The sequence below is a fragment of the Sinimarinibacterium thermocellulolyticum genome, assembly GCF_040327995.1.
GTDB classification, from domain to species: domain Bacteria; phylum Pseudomonadota; class Gammaproteobacteria; order Nevskiales; family Nevskiaceae; genus Solimonas; species Solimonas thermocellulolyticum.
Genome location: NZ_JBEPIJ010000014.1, coordinates 47,579 through 67,121, shown reverse-complemented (window position 1 = coordinate 67,121; position 19,543 = coordinate 47,579). Strand labels below are relative to the sequence as shown.

Sequence of the window (19,543 nt, the reverse complement as noted above, 5' to 3'; positions counted from 1 at the left end):
CTACGCCCCTTGCGGCAAGCGCTTGCCGTGCTTGGCGAGCCAGTGCGCGGTGATGTTCGGCGCCTGCTCGAACGGCGTGACGATCTCGTAGATGCGCTCGTAGGTCGCGCGCTGGATCAGCCAGCGGCCGCCCTGCTTGACGTAGGTGTCGCGGTACAGCGCCGAGCCGTCGGTGACGATCTTGCGCCGCAGGTCGCAGAACCAGTCCTTTAGATACCAGATGCCGGTCGCCTCAAGGGGCGAGGTCACGCTGATCTCCGGGTGGTTCACGTGATGCAACGCGATCGCCTCGGCATGGAAGGCGTATTCGAGCGCCCGCAGGATCTCGTCGCGACCCTGCGCCTCGAACAGATAGCTGCCGCCCTGGTAGCGAACGCTCGCGTCCTCGGTGAACAGCTCGCGCAGCTCTGCGATGTTGGCCGTGTCGATGCAGCGGCAGTAGCGGTACTTGAGCTGGCGGATCAGCTCGATGTCTTCGAGTGGCAGGCTCATTTGCGCGTCCCTTAGATGCCAAATCCACCGGACACGTTGATCTTTTGTCCGGTCACGTAGCCATTGGTGGCGAGGAACACCGCCGCGGCGCCGATCTCCTCGGGCTTGCCCCAGCGCTTGATGCACAGCAGCTTCTGCGTCTCCTCGGTCCACTTCTGGTCGAAGACGCCGCGCTTGAGCAGCTCCAGGAACATGCCGGCCTCGATGACGCCGACCAGCACCGAGTTCGCGCGGATGTTGAAGCGCCCCTCTTCCTTGGCGATGCCCTGAACCAGCGCCTCGTTGGCCGCCTTGGGCACGACCGACAGCCCGTCCTTGGCCGGCCAGAAGACATGGCCCGCGGAGCCGAGGTGCACGTAGGACCCGCCGCCTTTCTCGCGCAGGTGCGGCAGCGTCGCCTGCACCGCGTTGAAAAAGCCGTGGACCTCGATGTCGATGGACTTCTTCCACAACTCGGCCGAGGTCTCGGCAATGTGCACCTGCTCGACCACCGGGCCCGCCGCCCAGACCACGGTATGGATGCGCCCGTGCGCGGCGATCGCGTCGTTGACGGCGGCTTGGACCTGCGCCGCCTCGCGCACGTCGGCGGCATGGATCGTCGCCTTGCGGCCGCCCTCGCCGATCGCGGCCGCGACCTTTTGCGCGACGTCCTGCTTGGAGCGATAGACGATCGCCACGTCCGAGCCGGCCGCGCCGAAGCTCTTGGCCACCTCCTGGCCGATGCCGCCGCTGCCGCCGAACACCAGCGCCGCACCTGCGGGGAATGCCGGCTGGGTCATCTGCTCGCTCTCCTCGGACCGTGTCGTCCGACCGATGATGCGCGCACATCACCCGTCTAACGTCGTCCTTTCGTGTGAGACGGGTCCAAGGTGCCGGTACCGCGGTGGACCACGAGCCGGCTCCGCAGGGGGATGGGCTCGGTCGAGCACGGCGGCATATGCGAGCCCGCGCGCGGCCCCGGTCGTTCATAGCCAGATGACCGCGCTGCGCTCCCAGCACCAGTAGGCGGCGGCGCTGCCGATGACGTAGGCCGTCAGCGGCCGCGCCGCCATCCACACCCCCGGCCGTACACGGGCGCGGCGCAGGACCGCCACCGCGCCCAGCACGAGGGCGACGACCGCGAGTTGCCCGACTTCGATGCCGAGATTGAACGCGACCAGCGCCTGCGGAATCTCATCGAGCGGCAGACCCGTCTGCGCCAGCGCTCCGGCGAAGCCGAGTCCGTGCAACAGACCGAACAGAACCGCCATGATCCACGGCCTGCGCGCCGGCGCCTGCCCCCGGCGCAGGATCGCCGTCGCCAGCCACAGGATGCTCGCGGCGATCGCCAGCTCGGTCAGCACCGGGCTCGCACGCACCAGCCCGAGCGCCGCGAGGCTCAGGGTGATGCTGTGACCGAGCGTGAACGCGGTGAGGGTCCAGACCTGTGCACGCAGGCCGCGCACCAGCAGCATCAGCCCGAGCACGAACAGCAGATGATCCGGACCGAGCAAGAGATGCTCGACGCCGAGCGCGAGATAATGCGTGAACACCGGCGTCGCCGCGCCGCTCGGCGCGATCACGTAGGCGCTGCGAGCGGCGTCGAGCAGCACCTGCTGGGCGGCGCCGTGCAGCGGCTGGATGCGCAGAATCACGTTGATGCCGGCGCGTGCGAGTCCGTCGACGCCGATGCGCCGTCCCTCGATGCCAGCGGGACAGTGCAGCGCCCAGTGCTCGACCCAGGCGGCATCGTCATCGATCGCCGATGCCTCGCGCCGCTCGGCGGCGCAGCCGGTCGGCCATTGCGGTGCGAGGGCGGCGCCGGGCGTGCGCACCAGCGAGCTGCGCCACAGCACCTCGAACCGATCCGGCGCGGTCTGGTGCAGCGACAGCAGTGCCGGCGCCAGCGGGTGTGCACCGGCACCGCCGACCACGAGCACGGCCAGCATCAGCAGCAGCGCGCGCATCAGCCCGGCGCTCCGTCGTGCGCGAACTGCGCCAGCTCGATGCGGTAGCGCGCGCGCAGTGCCTGCAGCGCCGCGTGCCGGCGCGCCGCGCGCTGCTCGACCGCCCAGGCGGCCGCGGCGCGACCGCGCACCGCGTCGAAGTCCGGCGGCTGCGCCGCGCTGCGCTGCTCGACGAACACGAAATGGGTGCCGTAGACGGAGGCCAGCGGCCCGGTCCAGCGCTCCAGTGGCGCCGATTCCACCGCCTGAGCGAATGCCGTGCCAAAGCGCTGCGCGATCTGCTCCGTCGTCGCCGGCGGCTGTCGCGCGCCGAGCAGGAAGGCGTCGCCGGAGTGCGCCGGCACCTCGCCGCGCGCGAGCGCCGCCCGCACCTCGGCGATGCGCGCATCATCGGCACGCGCGAACCAGATCTGGCGAAAGCCGTGGCGCGCCGGCCGTGCGTAACGCGCCGCATTGGCCTGCACGTAAGCGCGCAGCGTCGCCTCGTCGGGCAGTGCCGGCGCTTGCAAGCGCCGCTCCATCACCTGCAGCAGCCGGCGTCGCACGACCGGATCGCTGCGCGGCATGCCCAGCGCGCGCGCCTCGAACAGCAGCGCGTCCTCGCTGGCGCGCCGGCCGGCAAAGGCGAAGCGCATGTTCATCAACAGGCGTTGGCGCGCGACCGGATCGAGCACGTCGAGTTCGAGCCGCAGCGCCTCGGCGAGCAGCAGCTCGGCGTCGATCGCGCGCGCGAGCTGCGCCTGCCATTCGGCGTCGCTGGGCTCGCGTCCGAGTGCCGCGCGCCATTCGGCGCGCAGGCGCGCCTGCGCCGCGGCGTCGAGCTGTACGACCGGCTGGCCTTCCGGCGTGGTGTCTACGCGCCAGCCCTGCTGCACGGCGAACAGCAAGCCACCGATGGCGAGAAAGTGCAGCAACGGCTGACGGATCAGGCCGCGCATGCTCACCGTGGCGCGTACCAGATCGGCGAGGTCCAGGCGCGTTCCTGCACGGTCTTGGGATATCTCGCATCGCAGCAGTCCGCCCACTCCTCGGGCACGGCCTCGGCATCGCTGCAGTCGATGCCCGCGGCCACGCACTGGCGGGTCGCCCAGCGGCAGCTCGGGTTGTCGATCACGCGCGCGTACCAGAACGCCGATTGCGCAGGATCGAAGTCCGGGTCCTCCCAGACCGCGCACAGGCTGGCAAAGCCGGGCCCGTGGGTCTGACAGGTCGCGAGATCGACGCCGGCGCCGTTGGCGGGATCGCCGGCGACCTCGTAGACGCGCTCGTGCGTGCCGCTGTCGTCGACCCAGCCCTTGACGATCTGGATGCGCTGCAGGGGTTCGGCGGGATCGCCGGGCGCGCCCGGATCGCGCAGCGCCGACACCGCGAAGCGCGGCCGTGCAGCCGTCGCGGGCGGCAGGTCGCCCCCCATCGGCACGCCCAGCGCGTAGCCGGTTTCGACGAAGTCGCCGCGGCCGCACAGATCCGCCGGCAGCTCCCAGCCGCCGAAGAAGCGCACCACCGGCCGCTGACCGCTGGTGGCATAGGCCTCGCGCCGGCGCATCGCGTCGAACAGCGCCTCGCGCGTGTTTTCCTCGGCCCAGAGCACCGCGAGACCCCCGGGGCTGTTCTCGATCAGATCGGGCAGTCCCGGCGGGACTTCGTCGCGCGCGCCGCCGCCGGCGCCGCCGTGGCCGGGATAGGCGACTTCCGCCGTCAGTCCCGGCGTGCCCAGATGCGTGTCCGAGCTGGCGACGAAGCCGTATTTGAACGGGTTGGCGCCGAGTTCGCGCTCCAAGCGCAGGCCTTGTGCGAGCGCGTTACGCAGAAAGTCCCGTTCCAGCGGCGCGCCGCTCGCCGCCGGGCTGACCTGGCTGCCGATGAAGTTGCGGTAGGGCAAGAGCTCGAAGCCGCACAGTTCGTCGTTGGCGCCCGCGCCGATCGTGCCCAGACACTCGGACTGGCCCTTGTGCTGGTAGATCTCGGCCAGCGGCTCGTTGGCCTGCCGCGCCTGCGCGAACTCACGGGTGTAGTCGTTGCCGAAACGGTCGCGGGGCTCGAACATCAGGCCGCCGGAGAGGTTGGAGTTGTGCGGGATCGTCAGGTAATCGCAGCCCTCGACCTGCGCGCATTGTTCGTCGAGCGCCTGCCACAAGAGCTCCGGCCGCGGGTATTCCTGATAGGCCGGCGGAATCCGCGGCACGACGTCGCTGCGGAAGATGACGTTGCGGTGCAGGTTGTTGGCCATCGGCGCGCCGGTCCATTCATAGCCGATGAAGGTGGTGAAACGGCAGTCCGCGCTGGTGTCGTCGTAGATCGCGGCGGCGAGCTGGATGTCCTGCCACGGCGTCATCGCCGCGTCGAGACAGAGCTGGCCGCCGAGCCCGCAGTACGGCAGACGCGGAATGCTGCCGTTGGCGCCGACGATCGGCAGATCCGAGATCAGCGGCACGTCCGGCGGCACCGGGAACTGCGGCAGCTCGGGCAGGCCGACCGCGGCGAGGTTGAAGATGATGAACGACTGCTCGGGAAAGCTGCGGTAGAGCACGCACTCGGGCGCGTAGTAGCCGAGATAGTCCGGGTTGGTGCAGATCTCGGTCTCGCCGAACAGCTCGGCGTGGTCGGTGACCGCGGCGAAGTCCAGCGGCCGCGCGAGCTGCGTCGTGCGCAGCGGCGCGCCGTTCTCGTCGTAGGGCTGGATGCCCAGGCGCTCGCCGAGCGCAAAGCGGTAGGCCTCGTGTGGACCGACGATCGTGCCCTGGGTGTTGGCGTCGAGCGAGTAGCGCGTGTGCACGTGCAGATCGCCGAAGTACGGATTGCGTAGCGGGTTGTAGCCGACGCAGCGACCCTCGCCCGATGGCGGCGGCGCGCCACCCGGCGCGGTGCTGCTGTTGCAGGCGAGGAGCAGCGTGCCGGCGAGCAGCACCGTCATGTACCTGATGAGTCTCATCGTCTCCTCCAGTCGGCGACGCCGGCGGTCATGCGCCGCCCGAGAATGCGCCTTGCAACCAGAAGCGGCCCGCACTCATGGCGCGACGCGCCGCAAGAAGGCCTGCACCGCCGAGAGCGTGCGCACGGGATCCTCCTCGTGCGGCACATGGCCCAGATCCTCGAATACGACGAGCTCGCTGCCGGCGATGTCGCGGTGGAAGCGCTCGGCGTCGGTGGGCGGGATCAGCCGGTCCCGTCCGCCCCAGAGGATCAGCGTCGGCAGCGTCAGTTCACGGATGCGCTCGGCGCCGGGACCGGCCGGCGCCTGGGCGAAGCGTTCGCGCAGGGCCTCGCGATTGCCCGCGCGCAGCGTCAGCTCGTAGTAGCGGTCGACCAGCTCCGGCGTGACCTTGGCCGGATCGCCGTAGACCTTGCGCACGCTCGCCTCGATCAGTCCACGCGGCAGCGTCACCCGCATCAGCGGCGCGAGCCACGCGGTTCGCGCGATGCGAAAGCCGATCGGCACGTCCTGCGGTGAGGGCGGATAACCGGCGGCATCGACCAGCACCAGCGCCGCAACGCGTTGCGGATGCGCGAGCCCGGTCTGCCACGCCACCTGTCCGCCGAAGGAGTTGCCGGCGAGAATCGCGCGCTGCACGCCGAGCCGGTCGAGCAGCGCGACCACGGTCTCGACATAGCGCTCGATACGGTAGACGCCGTCCGGTGTCGGCCCGGTGAGGCCGAAGCCGGGCAGGTCGAAGCGGATCACGCGGCGCTCGTCGCGCAAACCCATGACCCAGCCGTCCCAGGTGTGCAGAGAAGCCGAGGTGCCGTGCAGCAGCACGATCGGCGTTGCGCCCTTGCGCGGCCCTTCGTCACGCAAATGCACGCGCATGCCGCCGATGGGCACGAACTCCGACGGCGGACCGGCCCAGCGCGCGGCGAGCGCCTCGACGCTGCGGTCCGGGGCCCAGCTCAGCGCGAACGCGACGCCGAGCGTCAGCACCATCAGCAGCGCGGCGCCGATGAGGAAACGACGCAGCACGGGCATGGTCAGGGCTTGTTGACGTTGGCGGCGTCGAGGAACGCCGGCCGCTCGCCGCCGCCGTGCAGGATCAACTGCGCGCCGGACACGTAAGCTGCCGCAGCGGAGGCCAGCCACACACAGGCCGCGCCGATGTCGGCAGGTTCGGCCAGGCGCTGCAGCGGAATCGTCTTCGCCACCGCGGCGACACCGGCGTCATCGCCGTAGTGCAGCGCAGACAGCTCGGTACGCACCGGCCCGGGCGTGACCGCGACGACGCGCACCTTCGGCGCCCACTCGACTGCGAGCGACTGCACCAGGCTCAGCACCGCAGCCTTGGCCGCGCCGTAAGCCGCGGTGCCGGGCGACGGCCGCAAGGCGCTGACACTGCCGATGAACTCGATGACGCCGCCGCCGTCCTGTCGCTGCATCAGCGCGTTGGCCTTCTGCGCCAGATGCAGCGGCGCGAGCAGATTGAGCGCGAAGATCTTCTCGTGGAAGCGCGGCGAAGCCGTGGCCGCCATCGCGAACGGCGCGCCACCGGCATTGTTCACCAGCACGTCGAGCCCCCCGTAATCGCGCTCGATCTGCGCGAACAGTGCATCGACCGCCGCGGTATCGCGCACGTCGCAGGCGATGAACTCCGCGCCCGACGGCAGCGCCTCGGGGGCGCTGCGCGCGCACACCAGCACCCGCGCACCGGCGCGCAGGAAGGCCTCGGTGATGCCGCGGCCGACACCCTTGGTCCCGCCGGTCACGAGCACACGCTGCGTCATGCGATGTTCCATATGGCGCGCATCCTAGGCGATGCGGCGGCCGTGCCCGTAGTCCAATCGGGTGAAGCCTTGGCCAGCCGCGCTACGGGACCATGCACGCCCGACTGCCGCGGCGGCCGGCGCGGCCGCGCGCCGCACGACTGCACGTCACCTGCCCATGTCCAGCAAGCCCATTCCCGAGCATCAGTACGCGACGCTACCGAACGGCTATCGCATCCACTACCTTGACGAGGGCAAGGGCCCGGTCGTCGTGTTCCTGCACGGTTCGGGCCATGGCGCCAGCGGCTACTCCAACTTCAAGGGCAATTACCCGGCGCTGATCGCGGCCGGCTATCGCGTAATCGTTCCGGACATGATCGGCTTCGGTTATTCCGACAAGCCCGACGATGTCGAGTACCCGCTGAGTTTCTTCATCGAGTGCATGAAGCAGTTGCTGGACGTGATCGGCGTCGATCGCTACACCCTCGTCGGCAACTCGCTCGGCGGCGCCGTCGCGCTCGGTTTTGCGCTCGCGCATCCGGGCAACGTCGAGCGCCTCGTGCTGATGGCACCGGGCGGCCTCAACGATCTGCCGGACTATCTGGCGATGCCGGGCATGGCGATGATGTTCAGCCTGTTCAACTCCGGCGAGCCGGTCACCGAGGCGCGGATGAAGGAGTTCTTCCGCAAGGCCTTCGTCGTCGACCCGGACTGCGTGACCGACGAGCTGGTGCGCGAGCGCTTCGAGATCATGAAGCTGCAGAACCCGCAGGTGATGCGCACGATGAAGGTGCCGAACCTGAGCGCGCGCCTGGGCGAGATCACCTGCCCGGCACTGACGCTGTGGGGCCTCAATGAAAACATGATGCCGGACAGCGGCATCATGCGGCTCGCCAAGGGCCTGAAGAACGGCCGCATGGTGTTGGTGCCCAACTGCGGCCATTGGGTGATGATCGAGCACCGCGAGCTGTTCAATCGCATGGTGCTCGACTTCCTGCGCAACGGCTGACCATGGCGCTCTCCGACGACCGCATTGCCGCCCTCGGCGACGAACTGTTCACCGCGCTGCGCACGCGCTCGGTGGTCGCGCCGCTGACCGAACGCGAAGCCGGCCTCGACATCGAGGATGCCTACCGGATCTCGCTGCGTTTCCTTGAGCGCCGCACCGCCGAGGGCGAGCGCGTCGTCGGCAAGAAGATCGGCGTGACCAGCAAGGCCGTGCAGGACATGCTCGGCGTCCACCAGCCGGACTTCGGCTTTCTGACCGACCGTATGTGGGTTGAGGACGGCGATGTGCTGAGCATCGCCGGCAGCGGCCTGATTCAGCCGCGCGCCGAAGGCGAGATCGCCTTCGTGCTGAAGAAGGACCTCAAGGGTCCCGGCGTCACCGAGGACCAGGTCCTCGATGCGACCGACTATGTGCTGCCGTGCTTCGAGATCGTCGACTCGCGCATCCGCGACTGGAAGATCAAGATCCAGGACACCATCGCCGACAATGCTTCCTGCGGCGTGTTCGTCGTCGGCAAGGATCGCGTCAAGCCGTATGCCCTCGACCTTGCCGCCGTGAAGATGGACATCAGTAAACACGGCGTGCACGTCGCGAGCGGCGTCGGCGCGGCGGTGCAGGGCCATCCGGCCACCGCCGTCGCCTGGCTCGCCAACACGCTCGGCCGCTACGGCATTCCGTTCATGAAGGGCGAGATCATCCTGTCCGGTTCGCTGGCGCCGCTTTTGCCGGCGGCGCCGGGCGACCGTTTCCACATGACGCTCGCCGGCATCGGCGAGGCGTCCATCGGGTTTGAAGCATGAGCAAGAAGATCAAGTGCGCCATCATCGGCCCCGGTAACATCGGCACCGATCTGCTCTACAAACTGCGGCGTTCGAGCGTGCTGGAGCCAGTATGGATGGTCGGCGTCGATCCGAGCTCCGAGGGTCTGGCGCGCGCCCGCGAGATGGGCCTGAAGACCACGGACCAGGGCGTCGACGGCCTGCTGCCGCACGTGAAGGCCGACGGCGTGCAGATCGCCTTCGACGCCACGAGCGCCTACGTACACAAGGACAACTCGGACAAGCTGACCAAGCTCGGCGTGATGATGATCGATCTCACGCCGGCGGCCATCGGGCCATACTGCGTGCCGCCGGTGAACTTGAAGGCGCACGCCGGCAAGCGCGAGATGAACGTCAACATGGTCACCTGCGGCGGCCAGGCGACGATTCCGATGGTCTATGCGGTGTCGCGCGTGCAGAGGGTGAAGTACGCCGAGATCGTCGCGACGGTCGCGAGCAAGTCGGTCGGCCCCGGCACGCGCAAGAACATCGACGAGTTCACCCGCACCACCGCCGGCGCGGTCGCGCGCATCGGCGGCGCCGACGAGGGCAAGGCGATCATCGTCATCAACCCGGCCGATCCGCCGATCATCATGCGCGACACCATCCACTGCCTCACGGTCGAGGAACCCAAGCAGGCGCAAATCGAAGAGTCGGTGCGCGAGATGGTCGCCGAGGTGCAGCAGTACGTGCCCGGCTACCGGCTGGTCAACGGCCCGGTGTTCGACGGCCATCGCGTCACCACCTTCATGGAAGTCGAGGGCCTGGGGGATTTCCTGCCCAAGTACGCCGGCAACCTCGACATCATGACCGCGAGCGCGACGCGCACCGCCGAGATGTTCGCGGAGGAAATCCTGTCCGGCCGGCTGACGCTGGAAGCGGCCTGAGGAGTATCGAGATGAGCCAGAACCTCAAGGGCATCCGCATCAAGGTCCACGACATGTCGCTGCGCGACGGCATGCACCCCAAGCGCCACCAGATCACGGTGGAGCAGATGAAGTCCATCGCCAAGGGCCTGGACGAGGCCGGCGTGCCGTTGATCGAGGTCACCCACGGCGATGGCCTCGGCGGCGCCTCGGTGAACTACGGCTTCCCCGCCGCGAGCGACGAGGAGTACCTGCGCGCGGTGATCCCGCTGCTGAAGAACGCCAAGGTCTCGGCGCTGCTGCTGCCTGGCATCGGCACCGTCGATCACTTGAAGATGGCGGCCGACTGCGGCATCGCCACGATCCGCGTCGCCACGCACTGCACCGAGGCCGACGTCGCCGAGCAGCACATCAGCCTCGGCCGCAAGATGGGCCTGGACACCGTGGGCTTTCTGATGATGGCGCACATGGTCGAGCCCGAGAAGCTCGTCGAACAGGCGCTGCTGATGGAGTCCTACGGTGCCAACTGCCTGTACGTGACCGACTCGGCCGGCTACATGCTGCCCGACGACGTCACCGCGCGCATCGCCCTGCTGCGCGAGAAAGCGAAGCCAGAAACCGAGATCGGCTTCCACGGCCATCACAATCTGTCGATGGGCGTCGCCAACTCCATAGCCGCGGTCGCCGCCGGCGCGCGGCGCATCGACTGCGCCTGCGGTGGCATGGGCGCCGGCGCCGGCAACACGCCGATGGAAGTCTTCGTCGCCGTCTGCAACCGCATGGGCATCGAAACCGGCGTCGACGTGTTCAAGATCAGCGACGTCGCCGAGGATCTGGTGACGCCGATCATGGACTTTCCGGTACGCATCGACCGCAACGCGCTGACGCTCGGCTACGCCGGCGTGTATTCCTCCTTCCTGCTGTTCGCCCAGCGCGCCGAGAAGAAGTACGGGGTGCCGGCGCGCGAGATCCTGCTCGAACTCGGCCGCAAGAAGATGGTCGGCGGCCAGGAAGACATGATCGAGGACACGGCGCTGACCATGGCGCGCGCACGCGGGCTGATCAAGCCGGCGGCCGCCTGAACGCCGACGCGAGGCGCCAGCGCGTCCATGCGCCGGCCTGCGACGTAACGCACGCCATGGACACGACCCACACTTTGCGCATGGCCGTACTCGGCCTGGTGGCGCTCTCGATCAGCGCCTGCGGCAGCCGCCACTTCGGCCAACCCGACACGCCGGCGCCGCCGCCGCTGCGTACCGCGTATACGATCGAGCGCGACCTCGTCTACACGCCGCCGGACTGGCCGCAGCGCCTGCTCGCCGATGTCTACCGGCCCGAGGGCGCGGGGCCGCATCCCGCGGTGCTGCTGATCCACGGCGGCGCCTGGAAGCGCGGCGACCGCGCGCAGGTCGAACGCCTGGCCGAACGCATCGCCGCGCGCGGCTTTGTCGTCGTCAACATCACCTACCGGCTGGTGCCCGCGCACATCTACCCGGCGCAGTTGCACGACGTGCAGCAGGCCCTGCGCTGGATGCGCGACGAGGGCGCCCGCCACGGCATCGACCCGGCGCGCATCGCGACTTTCGGCTATTCCGCCGGCGGCCATCTCGCCGCGCTCGCCGGTCATGTGGCCAACGACGCCGAGCTGGGCGATCCGCGGACGCGCGTGCAAGCCATCGTCGCCGGCGGCACACCGGCGGACCTGACGTTATACCCGGGCGGCAGGCTGGTGCCGGCCTTTCTCGGCGGCACGCGCGATCGGATCCCGGAGCGCTTTCGCGAAGCCTCACCGGCGTTCCACGTCGATGCCGAGGACCCGCCGGTGTTCATCTATCACGCGACGCTGGACCAGCTCGTCCCGCTCGAACAGGCAGAGCGCTACAAGTCCGCGCTCGATGCCGCCGGTGTCGTCAACGAGCTGTTCCTGATCCGCGGCCACGGCCATATCAGCGGATTCTTCGCCGACGGCGCCGCGGTCGAGGCGGCGCTGCGCTTTCTCGACCGTCATCTGCGCTGAAGGGCCCGCGAACCTCGCGGGCGATCGCACGCCGCTGCCGTTTGCGGGAGCACAGCGGCCGTCCGCGCTATGCTGCGACGTGCCGAGCACGGGCCCTGGTCGAGGAGAGCGCATGGACCCAAGCCACGTCGCACCGCCGCAGGCAAAACACGGCCGATGATCCGCTGGCCGTTTCGCCGCGCCGTCGAGGCCGCGTGCCATCACCCGTTCCGCGAGGCAACGGCCGACCGCTTCTACAATCTGATGTTCTGCGATGACCTGGAACTGGCACGCCGCGAGCCGAGCCCGCTGTCCGGTCCATGGCGCCTGCTCATGGAGCCGTCGCCGCGCAGCAGCGCGCTGCGGACCCTGGCCACGGCCGAGCATGCCGACAGCCGTGCCCGCGCACTCGCGGCGGCGCTGCTGCGCGCACGCGGCGCGCCGGTCACACCGGCGAGCACGCTGGGCGTCGTCGTTGAAGTCGCGCTGCCAGAGGGCCCGGAACTGCTCGCCGCCTATGCCGACGGCGCGGTACGCCATCTCGACGCCTTCGGTCGCGCGCTGGCGTTCGAAGGCGCACCGGCCGCGGTGCAGGCCCTGGCCCGCGACATCGTCGCCCGCGGGGCCGCTTTCGGCCGCCGCCGCGCGATCTGGTCCGGCGCACGTCTGCCACCGCCGCGCTGCGGCGATGTGCGCGTGAGTGTGCTCGGCACCGACGGGCTGCGCTTCATCGAAGGCTCGTTCGCCGCCCTGCAGGCCGACGCCGACATCGCCGCCATCATCGGCGGCGCAGTCCGCCTGCTACGCCAGCTGCAGCGGCGCGACCGCTGACACTCGGCCGCGCGGCCGCCACCGGCGCGCGCGCATCAGCGCCATCTCGTCGCCGCGGATCTGCAGCCGCTGGCGTGCGACGATCCGAGGGCGACGGTGCCGATCAGTGACCGCTCGGGTGCTTGGCGCGCGTGATGCTCGCCTGCATGATGCGGTCGGTCCAGGCGATGCCGATCGCCGAAACGATGAAGGCCATGTGGATGAGGGTCTGCCACATGACGCCCTCGGCGGTCGTGTTGGTGCACTTGACCCCGGCGGCGACCTCCGAGCACAGCGGCAGCGCGCCGATGGTACCGGCCTCGATGAAGGTCTTGAGCAGATGGATCGAGGAGATGCCGATGATCGCCATCGCCAGCTTGACCTTGAGCACCGAGGCGTTGACGTGGCTGAGCCACTCGGGCTGGTCCGGGTGCCCCTGCAGACCCAGGCGCGAGACGAAGGTCTCATAGCCGCCGACGATCACCATCACCAGCAGGTTGGAGATCATCACCACGTCGATCAGCGCGAGCACGATCAGCATGATCTGCTGCTCGGTCAGCTCCAGCGACTCGTGGATCAGATGCCAGAGCTCCTTGCCGAACAGGATCACGTAAACGACCTGCGCGAGGATCAGGCCGAGATACAGCGGCAGTTGCAGCCAGCGCGAGGAGAAGATCAGCGCCGGGAGCGGGCCGAGCGATTTTCGGTTCTGTTCGGACATGGCGAACGCGACGCGGCAGCGTCGAGCAACGGAGGTGGGGATGACGACGGCCGCCGATGATAGCAGGGCCGGCGCTCGCGCCGACGTCGCGGCCGCGCGTCCCGCGCAGGCTCACGCGGCGGCTGGCGGCCTGCCCGCCGTCATCACCTTGATCGCCTCGGCATCGAGCTTGAGTACCATCAGCGAAGTACTGAAGAAGTGCGTTTTGACCATCTTCCACTCGCCGTCGATCTTGCGATAGCCGTCCTCGTACCAGCCGGCGAGCTGGGTCAGGGTGTTCTCGCGGGTGTTGATCAGCCCGTACTGCAAGCTCCAGGTGCCACGCGCGCGCTCGGCATCCAGGATCTCGATCTGCGGATTGGCGCCGTGGTGCATCTCGACCATGTGCGGGTGACAGCCCACGTCGACATAGACCTTCACCAGCGCGTCGGCTGTCTCGAAGCGGCCGATCGCGTCGTAGAAGATGTCGACCGCGCCATTGGCGAAGCAGGCGCGCATCGCCGCCGGGTCCTTGCGGTCGCAGGCGAATAGGTAGCGCGCCTTGAGCCGGCGGATCGCCTCGATGTCCTCCAGCGCCTGCAACCGCGCGGCGATGTCCTGAGCGCTCATCGGTATTCTCCAGCGGGGATGCCCCATCTTGAATGCCCGGGCGACGAGCCGGCATCCCCCGATCGGCTGAAGCCGGCCAAACCTACTGCAAACAGATGACGTTCAGCGCATAGCCACCGTCTATGTTGCGCAGTCGGGTACGGAAGCTGTGCGCCGGGGAGCGCGACGACGACACCGGCCGGGCGACACGGGGCGGGGGGGACATGACAGCAAAGGGGATGGCCGATGGCAGCCGATGAAGTGCGTGGGCGCAAGCGCGGCACCGTGCTGCGCAGACTGCTGCTCACCCTCTCGTCGATACTGGCGCTCGCGGCGATCGGCTTGCTCGTCTTTCTCGCGCGCAAGGCGCAGACCGTCGACAACGAGCTGCACTTGCAGCGCCTTTACCACATCCGCGCGGTGGACGCGCTCGATGTCGGTCTCAACCGTGCGGTCACGCAGGTCGGCGTGAGCACCATGGTCAACGTCGCCGACACGCGCGCGGTCACCACCGCGCAGCTCGGCGACGCCCTCGACGCACTGGAGAACGGCGACGCCGGTCTGCGCGGCCTGAGTCCTGCCGTCGACGCCGCGCTCGACGCCTTTCTCGACGCCGTCGAGTCCAAGTTCGAGCTGGCCTTCGACTTCGAGGCCCGCAACATCCGCACCAATCAGTTGCTGATCGCCGGCATGGACGCGGTGCCGGTCGCCGCCGACGCGCTGCTGGCACAGGTCGACGAGGCCACGGCCGCGCGGCTGGCGCCGCTGCTCGCACAGCTCAAGACCGAGGTCACGACCTACGGCGTGGTGCAGACGCCGGTCAACGAGGCCAACATCCGCCGACTGCTGGACGACGTCGCCGCAGCCGTCGACGGCCAGTCCGAGGCCGCGCTCACGGCCGCGCGCCATCTGCGTACCGTGAGCGGCAACGTCATCGCCGACAAACAGGAACTGGTCGGCCGCGTCTCCGACTTCCTCGCCAAACCGACAGCCGAGTTGCTACAGGCCCTTGAACAAGCCTACATGGACTGGCATGCGTCGCAGGTGGCCGTCGCTAACCAGTACCGCCAGTGGCTGGTCGCCTACGCGGCGATCCTGTTGCTGGTCCTGGCCCTGCTCGGCATCCGCCTGGTGCGCAGCCTGCGCGCACTCGACGCCGCCAACGATCGCCTCGAAGAACAGGTGCAAGCGCGCACGCAGGAACTCAGTCGCGCACTCAAGGACCTCAAAGCGTCGCAGGCGCAGCTCATCCAGTCCGAGAAGATGGCCTCGCTCGGCCAGATGGTCGCGGGCGTCGCACACGAGATCAACACGCCACTCGGCTACGCGCGCAGCAACACCGAGATCGTGCGCACCTCCCTCGGCGACCTGCGTGCCCTGGTCGACGCGCAGGCCCGGGCGCTGCACCTGATGACGCACGAGGAAGCCGACGTCACCCAGGTCGCCGACGCGCTGGCGGCGGCGCGCAACATCGGCGAATCGCTCAACGCCGCCGAGCTGATCGGCGAGCTCGACAATCTACTCGGCGACTCCGAGCACGGCCTTGCGCAGATCGCGGAACTCGTAGGCTCGCTCAAGGACTTCTCGCGCGTCGATCGCTCACGCACCGACCTGTTCGACGTCAACGACGGCATCGACGCCGCGCTGAAGATCTGCCAGAACCAGCTCAAACATCGGATCGAGGTGGTCAAGGCCTACGGCAAGCTGCCGCAGATCGAGTGCTCACCCTCGCAGCTCAACCAGGTGTTCCTCAACCTGATCAACAACGCGGCACAGGCGATCGACGGCGAAGGCAAGATCTACATCCACACCATGCCGAGCGCCAAGGGCGTGTCGATCCGCGTACTCGACACCGGCTGCGGCATGACCGAGGAGGTGCGCGCGCGCATCTTCGAGCCATTCTTCACGACCAAGCCGGTCGGCAAAGGGACCGGCCTGGGCCTGTCGATCGTCTACCGCATCATCGAAGACCACGGTGGCACCATCGACGTGCGCTCATCGCCAGGCAAGGGCAGCGAGTTCACCATCGAGCTGCCACTGCGGCAGCGCACGGACAGCACAACGCGCGATGCTGCCGCCGCGGTCGCCGTCACCGCCTGAGCTGGAGCCACCCCGTGAACGAAACCGTCGCCCCCACCGCATCCAAGGCACGCGTGCTGTTCGTCGACGACGAGCCGCGTGTACTGACGACGATGCGCGTGCTGTTTCGTGCTCAGTATCAAGTGTTCACCGCCGAAGGTGGCGCACAGGCGCTGGAACTGCTCAAGACGCAGCCGGTGGACGTCATCGTCAGCGACCAGCGCATGCCGGGCATGACCGGCATCGAGCTGCTGCGCGCGGCGCGCGAGCTCAACCCGAACGCGATGCGTATCCTGCTGACCGGTTACTCTGATCTGAACGCGATCATCGGCTCGATCAACGAAGGCGAGATCTTCCGCTTCGTCAGCAAACCCTGGGCCAACGAGGAGCTGACGACCACGGTCGCGCGCGCGGTCGCCGCCGCACGCTCCAGCGCAGCGGCCGCCGCCGGCGATGCGCCGGCGCCCACCATCGGCCCTGCGCCGGGCGTGCTGGTGCTCGATGACGATCCTACGGTGGCCAGGCGCATCCAGAGCATCCTCGGCAGCGATTTTCGCGTCTTCGGCGCCACCACGATGGACGAGGCCGTGAGCATCATGGAGCGCGAGCGCATCGGCGTGGTGATCTCCGAGACGCGCGTGCAGTCGAACCCGGTGATCGGACTGATCGGCACGCTCAAGCAGCATCACCCGGAACTGGTGTCGGTGATCCTGACCGACCGCGCCGACGCCGGCACCGCAATCGAGCTGATCAATCAGGGCCAGATCTACCGCTTCATCACCAAGCCGATCCAGGACAGCCAGTGCAAGATCACGGTGAGCTCGGCGCTGCGCCAGCATCACCGCCTCGCCCAGAGCCCGGAGCTGCACCAGCGCTACGCCGTCGCTGCGCCGCCGCCGGCGGCGGTCGCGCCCGCCGCCAAGCTGCTGGACCGCATCCGCAGCCTGCGCACGGTGGTCAAACGCTGGGTTTGAGCGCGCACGTCGGTGCGAGTACCGGTGGCACTCGCACTGCGCGTCGACGAATCCGCGACGGCGGGAGCCAAGGGCGAGCAACTGCACGTCGCGCCCGGCCCAGGATGGCCGGGCAACTGCCAAACGGCGCACCGCAACGCCAAAGACGGCCCGACGGCCGACGCGATCGCGCGTCCGCGGCATCTCCTACAAACAGGTGAAGCCCCTGTGTCGGCGCGCGCTTACCGTCTGAGGTTCACGACGATGACGAGGAGACGGGCGCCGTGTCTGCACGAGACGAGGTCATGTCCGGCCGCGTGTGGGAGGAGTTCTGCGACACGCTCAAGCGCGCCGGCCGGCAGATCCTGCGGCCCGAAGCGCCGGCCAGCGAGCTGGACCGTGCCGAAGGCTGGCGTTATCTGACGCGCCTGCTGCGCATCGGCCTGGAGATGCATCTCGAATGCGCAGACCCGGACTTCCCGATGTTCTTCATGCCCTCGCATGAAACCGCCAAGATCGGCGCCGACAATCCGGATAATCTGTATCTGATGGCGCGCATCAACGGTGCCAACGAATACGTGCTGCGCGGCACGCGCGGCACGGTGTCGTATCTTTCGATCGGCACGCAAAAGGGCGGCTACGAGACCGACGGCAAGATGGAGCCGACCGGCTTTCTCGACGCGCGCGACCTACACCTCGACGCCGAGGGCCGCTTCGAGATCATCGTCGCGGCCGAACGTCCACCGCAGGCGAAGAACTGGCTGCGCATCGAGGCCTCGTCCAACGCGGTGCTGGTGCGCCAGACCTTTCTCGATCGCAGGATTGAGCGCCCGGCGACGATCAGCATCACGCGCTGCGGCAGCGACGCGCGGCCGCAGCCGCTGTCGGCCGAGCGCATCGCCCAGGCCCTGCGGCGCGCGGCGGGCTTCGTCGACGGCACGGCGAGCGTATTCGCCGACTGGGCGCAGTCCTATCTCGCCCACCCGAACCAGTTACCGCTCGCCGATCAAAAGGTCTGCCAGGCCGCCGGCGGCGATCCGAACATCGTCTACCACCACTCGTACTGGAAGCTGGCGGATGACGAGGCGCTGGTGATTCATCTGCCGCGCATCCCCGAGTGCCGCTTCTGGAATCTGCAGATCAACAACTACTGGATGGAGTCGCTCGACTACCGCTACCACCGTGCGCACTTCAACGCACACACCGCGCGGCGCGCCGCCGACGGCAGCGTGACGCTGGTGCTCGCGCACCGCGATCCCGGCGTCGCCAACTGGCTCGAAACCGCCGGACACGACCGCGGCACGATGTGCCTGCGCTGGGTCGGCGCGAAGCAGCACGTCGATCCGGAACTGCGCGTGGTGAAATTCACCGAACTGCAGCGGAGCGCAGCATGACGGAACGCATCCGCTTCGCCCCCGAGGCGCTACTCGCCGAGGCGTGCGAGAAGACCGGCCTGTCCGACTTCGGCGAACCCTCGTTCCGCGAGGGCCTGCGCGTGTTCTGCGCCGCGCTGGAACAAGAAGCGAAGCTATCGGATTTCGGTCGCGGCTTGTTGCGACAGAAGATCATGGAACTGCTGACCAATCGACTCGGCATCGAGGACTGGTACCGGCGGCATCCCGAGATCGACGACGAGGTGATCGCCCCGCCGGTGGTCATCGTCGGCCTGCCGCGCACCGGCACCACGCTGCTGCAGCGTCTGCTCGCGCAGGACCCACAGTTCTACTCGATGCCGTGGTGGGAATCGCGCTACCCCGTGCCGTTTCCGGGTGAGTCGCTGACCGCGCCCAGCCAGCGCATCGAGCAGGCGCGCGCCGAGGTCAAGGTCATGGTCAACGCCATGCCCAAGCTGCTGTCCATCCACCCGATGGATGCGGATCAGGCCGACGAGGAAGTGATGCTGATGGAGCATTCCTTCATCGCGGCGATGAACACCTACGCCTGCATCCCGTCCTACATGGACTGGCTGGCTAAGGCCGACGAGCGCCCGGCCTATGCCTACCTCAAGCGCATGCTCAAGTTTCTGCAGTGGCAGAAACGGCAGCGCGGCATCCGCGCCGAACGCTGGGTGCTCAAGGCCCCCCACCATCTGCTGCGCATCCATCTGGTGCTGGAGCTGTTCCCGGGCGCCAAGATCATCCAAACCCACCGCGATCCGCTCGACACCATCCCGTCCATCGCCAGCTTCCTCGACACGCTCTGGCGCATCTACAGCGACGATGTCGATCCCACCGCGGCCGGCCGCGAATGGAGCGCGCTGATGGCACGCGCCTTCCGCCACGTGATGCGCGTGCGCGACGAAAATCCCGCGCCGTTCTTCGACGTGGATTTCCTCGACACGGTGAGAAAACCGCTCGACGTCGTGCGTGCGATCTACGCCTGGGCCGGGCTGATTCTCACGCCGCAGACCGAAGCGGCGATGCGGCGCTGGCTCGACGCCAACGCGCGCGACACTCGCGCCGCACACGAATACGACGCGCGCCAATTCGGCCTGACGCCGCAAGCCTTGCGCGAACAGTTCGCCGAGTACCGCGCGCGGCACATCGCGACTTGACCCGTCCACGATCCAAAGG

19 protein-coding genes are annotated in these 19,543 nt (G+C 68.6%); 10 read left to right on the top strand and 9 right to left on the bottom strand.

Going from position 1 to position 19,543, the window contains the following annotated elements; translation table 11 throughout:
- The 7 genes from ABSH63_RS12300 to ABSH63_RS12270 all read right to left on the bottom strand — a co-directional run bounded on the left by ABSH63_RS12300 (position 1) and on the right by ABSH63_RS12270 (position 7,163).
- Positions 1–492, bottom strand: a complete 492-nt coding sequence (locus ABSH63_RS12300) for a nuclear transport factor 2 family protein (protein WP_352890156.1) — start codon at positions 490–492, stop codon at positions 1–3.
- A gap of 11 nt (positions 493–503) precedes the next feature.
- Entirely contained in the window at positions 504–1,271 is a 768-nt protein-coding gene (locus ABSH63_RS12295; RefSeq protein ID WP_352890154.1) for an SDR family NAD(P)-dependent oxidoreductase, read from the bottom strand.
- Positions 1,272–1,457: 186 nt separating this feature from the next.
- A complete protein-coding gene (locus tag ABSH63_RS12290) occupies positions 1,458–2,438 on the bottom strand; it encodes a HupE/UreJ family protein (RefSeq protein ID WP_352890152.1) in 981 nt (326 codons plus the stop codon).
- Entirely contained in the window at positions 2,438–3,376 is a 939-nt protein-coding gene (locus tag ABSH63_RS12285; protein ID WP_352890176.1) for a peptidyl-prolyl cis-trans isomerase, read from the bottom strand. Before ABSH63_RS12285 ends, ABSH63_RS12290 begins: the two co-directional genes overlap by 1 nt.
- Before the next feature lie 2 nt (positions 3,377–3,378).
- Positions 3,379–5,370, bottom strand: a complete 1,992-nt coding sequence (locus ABSH63_RS12280) for a DUF3604 domain-containing protein (protein WP_352890150.1) — start codon at positions 5,368–5,370, stop codon at positions 3,379–3,381.
- A gap of 75 nt (positions 5,371–5,445) precedes the next feature.
- Positions 5,446–6,402, bottom strand: a complete 957-nt coding sequence (locus ABSH63_RS12275) for an alpha/beta fold hydrolase (RefSeq protein ID WP_352890149.1) — start codon at positions 6,400–6,402, stop codon at positions 5,446–5,448.
- Between the two features lie 2 nt (positions 6,403–6,404).
- Entirely contained in the window at positions 6,405–7,163 is a 759-nt protein-coding gene (locus tag ABSH63_RS12270) for an SDR family oxidoreductase (RefSeq protein WP_352890147.1), read from the bottom strand.
- Positions 7,164–7,308: 145 nt separating this feature from the next.
- Here ABSH63_RS12270 and ABSH63_RS12265 point away from each other — a divergent pair, with 145 nt between their 5' ends.
- From ABSH63_RS12265 to ABSH63_RS12240, 6 genes are all read left to right on the top strand, one after another.
- Positions 7,309–8,139, top strand: coding sequence for an alpha/beta fold hydrolase (locus ABSH63_RS12265; RefSeq protein WP_352890145.1), 831 nt, complete (start codon positions 7,309–7,311; stop codon positions 8,137–8,139).
- Positions 8,140–8,141: 2 nt separating this feature from the next.
- Positions 8,142–8,939 carry a fumarylacetoacetate hydrolase family protein gene (locus ABSH63_RS12260; protein WP_352890144.1) on the top strand — a complete coding sequence of 266 codons (798 nt, stop codon included), beginning with the start codon at positions 8,142–8,144 and terminating at the stop codon, positions 8,937–8,939.
- The gene (locus tag ABSH63_RS12255) at positions 8,936–9,844 is read left to right on the top strand and encodes an acetaldehyde dehydrogenase (acetylating) (protein ID WP_352890143.1); all 909 of its coding nucleotides are present in this window, start codon (positions 8,936–8,938) and stop codon (positions 9,842–9,844) included. The genes ABSH63_RS12260 and ABSH63_RS12255 overlap by 4 nt, the downstream gene beginning before the upstream one ends.
- An 11-nt stretch (positions 9,845–9,855) precedes the next feature.
- The gene (dmpG, locus tag ABSH63_RS12250) at positions 9,856–10,905 is read left to right on the top strand and encodes a 4-hydroxy-2-oxovalerate aldolase (RefSeq protein ID WP_352890141.1); all 1,050 of its coding nucleotides are present in this window, start codon (positions 9,856–9,858) and stop codon (positions 10,903–10,905) included.
- A gap of 56 nt (positions 10,906–10,961) precedes the next feature.
- Entirely contained in the window at positions 10,962–11,840 is an 879-nt protein-coding gene (locus tag ABSH63_RS12245) for an alpha/beta hydrolase fold domain-containing protein (RefSeq protein ID WP_352890139.1), read from the top strand.
- Positions 11,841–11,996: 156 nt separating this feature from the next.
- On the top strand, positions 11,997–12,650 hold the full coding sequence (locus ABSH63_RS12240; protein WP_352890137.1) for a hypothetical protein: 654 nt from the start codon (positions 11,997–11,999) through the stop codon (positions 12,648–12,650).
- Positions 12,651–12,753: 103 nt separating this feature from the next.
- Here ABSH63_RS12240 and ABSH63_RS12235 read toward each other — a convergent pair whose 3' ends face one another.
- Both ABSH63_RS12235 and ABSH63_RS12230 read right to left on the bottom strand, forming a co-directional pair.
- On the bottom strand, positions 12,754–13,350 hold the full coding sequence (locus tag ABSH63_RS12235) for a TIGR00645 family protein (RefSeq protein ID WP_352890135.1): 597 nt from the start codon (positions 13,348–13,350) through the stop codon (positions 12,754–12,756).
- A 111-nt stretch (positions 13,351–13,461) separates the two neighbouring features.
- Entirely contained in the window at positions 13,462–13,959 is a 498-nt protein-coding gene (locus tag ABSH63_RS12230) for a nuclear transport factor 2 family protein (protein ID WP_352890133.1), read from the bottom strand.
- A 225-nt stretch (positions 13,960–14,184) separates the two neighbouring features.
- Here ABSH63_RS12230 and ABSH63_RS12225 point away from each other — a divergent pair, with 225 nt between their 5' ends.
- The 4 genes from ABSH63_RS12225 to ABSH63_RS12210 all read left to right on the top strand — a co-directional run bounded on the left by ABSH63_RS12225 (position 14,185) and on the right by ABSH63_RS12210 (position 19,524).
- Positions 14,185–16,038, top strand: a complete 1,854-nt coding sequence (locus tag ABSH63_RS12225) for a DAHL domain-containing protein (protein WP_352890131.1) — start codon at positions 14,185–14,187, stop codon at positions 16,036–16,038.
- Positions 16,039–16,052: 14 nt separating this feature from the next.
- Positions 16,053–16,991 (top strand): response regulator, encoded by a 939-nt coding sequence (locus ABSH63_RS12220; protein ID WP_352890129.1) that lies wholly within the window; start codon positions 16,053–16,055, stop codon positions 16,989–16,991.
- Positions 16,992–17,275: 284 nt separating this feature from the next.
- The gene (locus ABSH63_RS12215) at positions 17,276–18,364 is read left to right on the top strand and encodes a DUF1214 domain-containing protein (RefSeq protein WP_352890175.1); all 1,089 of its coding nucleotides are present in this window, start codon (positions 17,276–17,278) and stop codon (positions 18,362–18,364) included.
- Positions 18,361–19,524 (top strand): sulfotransferase family protein, encoded by a 1,164-nt coding sequence (locus ABSH63_RS12210; RefSeq protein WP_352890127.1) that lies wholly within the window; start codon positions 18,361–18,363, stop codon positions 19,522–19,524. Before ABSH63_RS12215 ends, ABSH63_RS12210 begins: the two co-directional genes overlap by 4 nt.
- Positions 19,525–19,543: the final 19 nt, after the last annotated feature.